General features: G+C 48.1%; 8 protein-coding genes. All 8 read right to left on the bottom strand.

Going from position 1 to position 7325, the window contains the following annotated elements; all coding sequences use genetic code 11:
- On the bottom strand, positions 1 to 1035 hold a 1035-nt coding region (locus ACLR2L_RS17355; RefSeq protein ID WP_413369905.1), incomplete at its 3' end, for a GMC family oxidoreductase N-terminal domain-containing protein.
- A gap of 274 nt (positions 1036 to 1309) precedes the next feature.
- The gene (locus ACLR2L_RS17350) at positions 1310 to 2623 is read right to left on the bottom strand and encodes a lipopolysaccharide biosynthesis protein (RefSeq protein ID WP_413369904.1); all 1314 of its coding nucleotides are present in this window, start codon (positions 2621 to 2623) and stop codon (positions 1310 to 1312) included.
- A gap of 17 nt (positions 2624 to 2640) precedes the next feature.
- Positions 2641 to 3114 carry a glycosyltransferase gene (locus ACLR2L_RS17345; RefSeq protein WP_140961720.1) on the bottom strand — a complete coding sequence of 158 codons (474 nt, stop codon included), beginning with the start codon at positions 3112 to 3114 and terminating at the stop codon, positions 2641 to 2643.
- The gene (locus ACLR2L_RS17340) at positions 3111 to 3554 is read right to left on the bottom strand and encodes a UDP-N-acetylglucosamine--LPS N-acetylglucosamine transferase (protein WP_140961722.1); all 444 of its coding nucleotides are present in this window, start codon (positions 3552 to 3554) and stop codon (positions 3111 to 3113) included. The genes ACLR2L_RS17345 and ACLR2L_RS17340 overlap by 4 nt, the downstream gene beginning before the upstream one ends.
- Before the next feature lie 196 nt (positions 3555 to 3750).
- Entirely contained in the window at positions 3751 to 4671 is a 921-nt protein-coding gene (locus ACLR2L_RS17335; RefSeq protein WP_413369902.1) for a glycosyltransferase family 2 protein, read from the bottom strand.
- Between the two features lie 22 nt (positions 4672 to 4693).
- The gene (locus ACLR2L_RS17330; protein ID WP_413369900.1) at positions 4694 to 5800 is read right to left on the bottom strand and encodes a glycosyltransferase family 4 protein; all 1107 of its coding nucleotides are present in this window, start codon (positions 5798 to 5800) and stop codon (positions 4694 to 4696) included.
- Positions 5797 to 7089: a hypothetical protein gene (locus ACLR2L_RS17325; RefSeq protein ID WP_413369899.1), complete on the bottom strand. Its 1293-nt coding sequence runs from the start codon at positions 7087 to 7089 to the stop codon at positions 5797 to 5799. Before ACLR2L_RS17325 ends, ACLR2L_RS17330 begins: the two co-directional genes overlap by 4 nt.
- Positions 7086 to 7325: hypothetical protein (locus ACLR2L_RS17320; RefSeq protein WP_413369898.1), on the bottom strand; the 240-nt coding region annotated here is incomplete at its 5' end. The genes ACLR2L_RS17325 and ACLR2L_RS17320, both read right to left, overlap by 4 nt.

Below are 7325 nucleotides of genomic sequence, written 5' to 3'. Positions count from 1 at the left end.
TTCGGCCACGCCACCCAGCATGTAATGGTGATCCATGACGTTATGCCCCAACTCGCCAGAACTGGAGCCCAGACCGTTGTCCCACACATCGCGCGCAGAATTCATCAGCAACCAGGCTGAGTTCAGCGCAGACGCATTCAGGAAGACAATTTTGCTGTGAAACACTTCGGTTAAGCCAGTTTCAGAATCAATAATTTCAACACCGGTTACGCGCTTTTTGTCTTTGTCGTAAATCAGCTCTTTAACAATAGACAGTGGTCGCAAGGTCAAATTACCGGTTTTGAGTGCGGCTGGCAGCGTAGCAGACTGTGTACTGAAGTAGCCGCCAAACGGACAGCCGGTCCAGCATTTATCACGGTGCTGGCATTTTACACGCCCTTGTTCAGGACGTGATTCAGTAATATGTGCCGTGCGGCCCATAATGATGTGTCGCGCCCCTTTGTATTGCTTTTTCAGGCGTGCCTGCAGATCCTTCTCCACCGCGTTAAACGCAAAAGCGGGCAGGAACTCACCATCAGGTAACACGTCCAGACCATCGCGATTACCGGAGATACCAGCAAACTTTTCTACATAGGAGTACCAGGGTGCAACGTCTTCATAACGGATCGGCCAATCTACCGCAATGCCCTCTTTGCCGTTAGCTTCGAAGTCTGCCGGATTTAACCGGTATGACTGACGCCCCCACAACAACGAACGGCCCCCCACCTGATAGGCACGAAACCACTGAAAAGGTTCTTTCTCAACATACGGTGCCGTTGTCGCACTTGCCCAGGCGCCCATAGTGGGCTCGTTAAACGGGTAGCCTTTGCCACGCGCCATATTCGGTTCAGTGGCCAGTGCTTCCAGACTTGGACGACCATGGTGTGGATAATCCCACAGGTTTTTATTCATGTTCGTGTAGTCTTTGATGTGCTCGACATTTTCGCCGCGCTCAAGCATCAGTACCTTCAGCCCTTTTTCGGTCAGCTCTTTTGCCGCCCAGCCGCCGCTAATCCCTGAACCAACGACAATGGCATCGTATGTATTTTTTGACATATTCAACTCTGTGTTTATTGAAAACTCGCTGCGCTGCACGGCTTGTGTAACCCAACAACCTTTTGTTAGCTTTGTTAACAAAATGTAGAAATTGAGTGCAAAATAACCCTCACCGACATCGTTGTCAATCACAAACAAAGCAGTTCGTCGCATTTTAATTTGAGATGAAAAGCAGAAAGACTAGTAAGGCCAATATCACCGATCAAGCTATGACATCGTTATCGTTAAGAAAGAGAGCGTGTATTAGCAGACAGGCATCTTGCCTGACGGTTAACTAACTTCTCCAGAAGCACAGGGTATTAAATCCCAGGTGCTTGTTTACCTGATAGACACCCAGCAGGTTTTGCGAAGCCACCCCGCAGGCATAGGCTATCGATGCGCCAATTACGCCAAATGAAGGAATGAGGAAGGTCCCCAGCACAACGGTGACAACGCCGCTAATTACTACGTTGTCACGCACTTTCGTTTCGTTACCTGTCATACTCAGCAGATACCCGACCGATCCAGTGGCAATGTTAATAAACTGGCCAATCGCCAAGATCACAAGTGCCGGGGCAGCTTGCCTGAATTCTTCACCGAATACACTCATCAGCCATGCCGGGAATAATAAAATACACAGCGTAACCGGTACCGAAACCGCCAGCATGATCCGCACTGAAATCAGTGCCATCCGTTTAACTCCCTGCATATTGCCTGTGGCATGCATAGCAGCAAACTTGGGGGCGGCTATGGTATTAACGGCAAACAAGATAAAGCTGGTGAGCATAGCGGTGCGTTGCGCAGTGGCGAAATAGGCTACCGATTCAGCGCTTTCCCATACACCCAGCAACAGCTGTGAAGACCACTGAATAACCTGATGCACTATGGCAACTGTCCAAAGTGGCATACAGGTTGCGCGCAACAATGCCGAAGAAAAAGGCATTTGCACCTTTGCTTCAGGCGCAGACTGCATCCAAAAATACCAACCGGTAGCGAGTGTGAGCACACTGGCGAAAACAACATAGTCACTCAGCGCTTTCGCATTGTTTACTGGCATTAATAAAATGAGTAGCAATATACCAACTGGCAACACCACACTGGACACCAGCATCGCGCGGGATACTTTCTTAAGCCCCTGCAACGCCTGGGCGTGAATAATATACAACGCCATAAATGGTGCACTGAACAACATCGTTCTGAACACCAGTTCAAAGCCAGGTAACTCAAATACGTTATTGTTCAGCCACTCCGCGCCTAGCCAGCATACCAAAGAGAGTCCAAGCGTTACCGCCAGCGTCCATTGGATAGCTTTACTGAACACACTGTGTGTTTGTTTACTGCCTCCACTTGCGACATCGCTGGCAATAAAACGTACAACCGCCTGATCTAAACCAATGCGCCCAGCGGTGGCAATAATGGTAATAAGGGTAAAGGCTAAAAAGAAAAGTCCGGCTTCGGCGGCTCCTATGGTTCGGGTTACCACGACGTTCATTGCGAACAGGCTGATCGCTGCCAGCACCTTTACCAGCAGCCCCGCCAGACTACCCAGCAACATGTCGCGCATATCTGGCTCAGAAAGATAAGCCCGCCAGTTGAGTGTTTTTACCATAGGAGTCGCTTCCAACATCACGCCAGAATGAATTTTTCGATGCTATTCAGTAATTCCTGGTTAGCATAAAGACCCAGATGCCCACCGTGTAAATTGGTTACGTCATCGAGGGTAGACAGTAGCTGCGCCTTGTCATACGTAACATAACAACCGTCCAGCGATTCAAAGTTTTTACACGTTGCCAGTTGATGCTCGTTCCTGTGTTCACCTAACGACGCGCGACGCGGAAACACAACAACCGGTTTAGACTCAATTAATGACGTAATGATGGATCCCATAGCTGCGTGGGCCAGGATCAACGACGCCTTATCGAACTGCGCTTTGTAAGCGTGCTCATCCAGAAATGCGCAATACTCAAAGTGCTTGGGTTGATAACTGCCTTCACCAATCTGACCAAAAATTTCTATTTCCGGGTGTGTTGCCGCAAAGTTATCCACAATTTCAACAAAACGGTCGAACGGTAATTGAGTGCCAACAGTTAAAAATATCATAGTACTCTCCCCTGATATTTAGGGCCGGCTGGCGACGCCAGATTTGGCCATTGCGTTAACCACAAATCAGCGAATGTACCGGCTTTTTTACCCGAAAGAGATAACTCCTCAGCATTGGCGATGCTGTCTAACCAGATAGTTTTCGCGCCAATGAGCTTGCCCAGCATGACGGCAAAAAATCCCGGTGCTGCGCCACTGGAAATCACCACATCAGGACGCTTGGTGATAATCAGCCAGCTCATTTGCAAAAAGAGAAGAATAAGTTTTAATTTTTCATCGCCGTTGGCATCGGTGACCAGGGAGAAGTCTTTCCCCATGCCTTCGCGATATTGGTTTGATACATAGCTGGTATCAAAACGGTCAAGCACTGGCTTCAGTCTTAACAATTGAATGAGATGGCCGCCTTGAGAAGCTACTGCTAATATTTTTTTGTTTTTCATGGTGTGACTCCAGTATTAACAAGGGTTAATACAGTTGCTGTACTAACGACACCATAGGTTTTGCATAGGGCGAGCCAACTTTTTATACCTTTAAATACAATAAGTTAACAGAATTCAAAATTATCGCTTCAGAATTTTTCGCAAATCGGGAATGGTTTTTAAAATACCCGTATGCAGAATGCAAAACACGCAGTATTCAGAGCGATTTTGTGGCATATCGCACTTTGCGAAAGCACATATGGCGAATAAATTCGAAGGCGTTACGAAGTGATGGAAGTGGTGCGGTACGGGGGCTGGCCATCCAATACCGCCATTTCGCAGCAGCAAGAGCATCGTTGGTTACTTTCATACGATATCCAATGGCTTTGCCAAGCATGTCAGACGAAAACGAGGTTTTCGAAACACTGTTGTGCAGTAATAAAAGTGCGTTAGCTAATGCCGATAGCGACTGCACTTTGTTTTTTCTGCTCAGCGATCCCGCTGATTCGGTTCTGTAATATAAGGGCAAATTCACAAACGTACAGGAAGCGCCGGCGATCAATAGCTGACTATATAACAACAAATCTTCGCCGCATTTTATAGCGGGGTTAAACCTGAGCTGATGTGAACGCAGGAACAGTGTGCGGATCAGCGGTTTTGTGGAACCCAGCCCCAGACTCACAAAATCGGTTGCACTAACTGAACGCATGTCGGCTTGGGAACACAGCGATGTAAACCGGGAGCCCGACGGTATGCGCTCTCCCGCTTTAGTAAGATAGTAACTGTCGATGACCATATCCCGCCGCTGATGCTGGGCAACAGCAAGTAACGTAGCCAGGCGGTAAGGGGCAAACCTGTCATCGGCGTCCAGTACTGCTATCCACTGTCCTTTGGCTGCCAATAATGCAAGATTTCGGGCGGCACCAGGCCCGCGGTTATCCGGGGTTTGAAACACGCGAATTCGGTTATCGCGCATGGCAAACTGAGTGGCAATGGTCAGGGTATCATCGGTTGAACAATCATCTACAATAAGCAGCTCAACATCGCACCCTTGTTGCTGTAATGCCGATTCAATTGCCACAGGTAAGGTTTGGCTGGCATTGTAGGCAGCAATGACCACTGACACTAAGGTATTCATCTCGTCAATTTACTCAGTAGCATTATAAAACCGCAGACAATTTCAAATTCACCAATCCACGCAATACTGCTCTGATGGTTTGAAGATTCGCTGCTGATGAATACGACGCATCATATCGTTGACGGGCACAGCGTGCGGCCTGCTCAACTAACCCTGCGTTTGCAATGTATTTGGCAATCGCGGATGCCAGCGCTTGTTGATCGCCGGGTTCAATTAACAGCCCGGTTTGGTCGTTGGGGATGGCTTCAGGAATACCACCCACGGTAGTACTGATCACCGCCAGTCCGGCAGACATGGCTTCCAATATTGCAATGGGCAAACCTTCATTGTGAGACGGTAACAAGAGTACATCCGATTCGTTCATCAAACGGTACTTTTGCTCGCCGGTTACCCAGCCAATCACGTCGAAATACGCACACAGTTCGCGTTCTTTTATCAGCGTTTTTAGCTGTTCAATTTCGCCGTTACCGCCAACGGTTATTGTGAACCCAGTAACGCCTTGCGCTTTCAATATCGCTACTGCGTCCACTAAATCATAAACGCCTTTGCGCTGTCCGATATACCCCAGAAACAGCAGCTTTGTTACCGCATTGGCATTGAAACGGCGTTCATGAAAAAGCCCTTCAAATACTGGCGAGGGAAAGTTATTAATGATGCGAATATCAGCGTCGGGAGCAATGGATCCAACATAGTTTGCCCAGTACTGCGACAACACAAAAACGCTGTCTGCGCCGTTGAGAACGTATTTCACCAGTCCCCGGTAAAACCCACCAGCACTGTCGTAGGTGCGGGCAAACACCGAACCATGCAGGTGAAAAATGACTTTGCACTTAAACAAGCGGCATACAAAAATAAACAGGGCCTTACGGTAAATGCTGCCTTTGTGTGAGCCATGTAAATGGCAAACAGACACCTTCCCCCTGAATAACAAGCTCAGCAGCGAAGCCAGCGCTGCGAAATAAGTATAAAAACGTTTAAACATGCCGCCATCGTCGTGAGATGCGATCAGATAGAGATCGTAATCGTCGTATACCCCGGCCTGGATATGATTCTCAATAACGGCGTGAATACCGCCTTTGGCCTTGGTACCCACAACGGCGATGCCTTTGCGTTCAGTTACAGTGTTCATGATAATCCTCCGGCAGGAATGCCAACGTGATTTGAAACGGGTTGTCGCGCTGTTTTGCGCCATCCATTCGGATCGCTTTCCAGCAACGTAATAAACCACCCAAAAATGGTCAGGTGGTAAAGTGATTGGGCGTTTGAAGACAGCGCACTGGTTAACAACAACAAAAATAACAACAGGCTGGCTTCCGGGCGTTTGAGCGCGCATACCGTGAAGGTCATGGACAGTAGCAGCAGAAAATAGCCGGGAATACCGGTTTCGCCGATAACATGCGGCCAGTAGGTGTCGTAGAAATACTGGCCCAACTGGATCCACCATAAATCTTTCATGGCGTTATATTCGTAAACCTTGGCCACATCGGCCGCTGCATGGCTGCCAATGGTGCCCCAACCCCCGCACCAAAAATTGCTGTCGAATAATTCAAAGACTGCCTCGACCAGAAAAATAACCCGGGGTGACTCGAAGTTTTCAAGCACATACCACACGTTGTTTTTGTCGATACACAGGTAGGCAATGAGCCAGGTGAAAAACGCAAACACAATAAGTGCAAGCAATGGGCGGTAGTCAACATTGAGTGTGTTTTGCACTTTTAGCGCCATTAGCGCCATAAACATCAGCATCAGCTCAAGGCGCTGGATAGCAACGAACACGAATACGATGCAAATGAAGATCATTGAGTAACCAAAGCGGATATTGCCGCGACGGTACTCCACACTGATAAGCACAGCGGCAATAGTAAAAAACAAGGCAGACTGCCCGGGATGCCAGAACCAACCAACAAACCGGGGCAATAACATGCCCCCGAAATGTCCGGGTTCAAAATGCCCACCACTGGAAAACAGCGCGTTGTAAGCACCGGATGCCCCAGCCTGAAAAACAATCAGTAAAATGCATAGAAAAATAAGCGGCTTGATCACTTTCACTGTGCGGCGGGTCCAGATTTCTTCACACTTGGCAACCGAGAACAGCATCATCATGGGAAAGAATTTGAGCTCGTGATACATCTGAACCAAAATGATCTTCATGCCTTTCTGATTCGCCAGCGAAATGAGAACGCCATACAGCAAATAGCCAACGTACATCGCCAGCGACAGCCACCAGTAAAAATTGAGCCTGGGTTTAATAACGGTTACCAGCAGGCCAATCGCGATAATGGGGAACAGTTTTTCAATCAGATCGAATGGACCATACAAAGCAAGGCTTATCTTTTTCACAAACAGGAAAAACAGTTCGAGACAAAACATCCCGAACAAAATATGCGGTACGATAGAGACTTGCTTTGTGTCGTTCATTGTTGATACAACGCCGACAACAACTGAGTGTCAGGGGTATTTGGCAATATCTTGCTCTTCTCATCGTTGAGCAATTGCAGAAAGTACGCCCTGTCTTCATTAGACAGCTCTGGCTTTTTACCCGTATTGCGTTCCATTAGTGCGCGCTTCATCGATGTGACAAACTTCTCAGGAAACGCTGCTACAAACAGGCTCTTGGCGAAGGATTTGCGCATCAGTACTTTTTGCAACACTTT

Origin of the sequence: Alteromonas sp. AMM-1, assembly GCF_047290655.1 — a bacterium.
Lineage (GTDB): Bacteria > Pseudomonadota > Gammaproteobacteria > Enterobacterales > Alteromonadaceae > Alteromonas > Alteromonas mangrovi.
This window is presented reverse-complemented; position numbering and strand designations above follow the sequence as displayed.

Excerpts from the sequence above, each read along its gene's own strand:
- ACLR2L_RS17335 (WP_413369902.1), bottom strand. The coding sequence starts at position 4,671 with ATGAATACCTTAGTGTCAGTGGTCATTGCTGCCTACAATGCCAGCCAA.
- ACLR2L_RS17340 (WP_140961722.1), bottom strand. The coding sequence starts at position 3,554 with ATGAAAAACAAAAAAATATTAGCAGTAGCTTCTCAAGGCGGCCATCTC.
- ACLR2L_RS17330 (WP_413369900.1), bottom strand. The coding sequence starts at position 5,800 with ATGAACACTGTAACTGAACGCAAAGGCATCGCCGTTGTGGGTACCAAG.
- ACLR2L_RS17345 (WP_140961720.1), bottom strand. The coding sequence starts at position 3,114 with ATGATATTTTTAACTGTTGGCACTCAATTACCGTTCGACCGTTTTGTT.
- ACLR2L_RS17325 (WP_413369899.1), bottom strand. The coding sequence starts at position 7,089 with ATGAACGACACAAAGCAAGTCTCTATCGTACCGCATATTTTGTTCGGG.
- ACLR2L_RS17350 (WP_413369904.1), bottom strand. The coding sequence starts at position 2,623 with ATGGTAAAAACACTCAACTGGCGGGCTTATCTTTCTGAGCCAGATATG.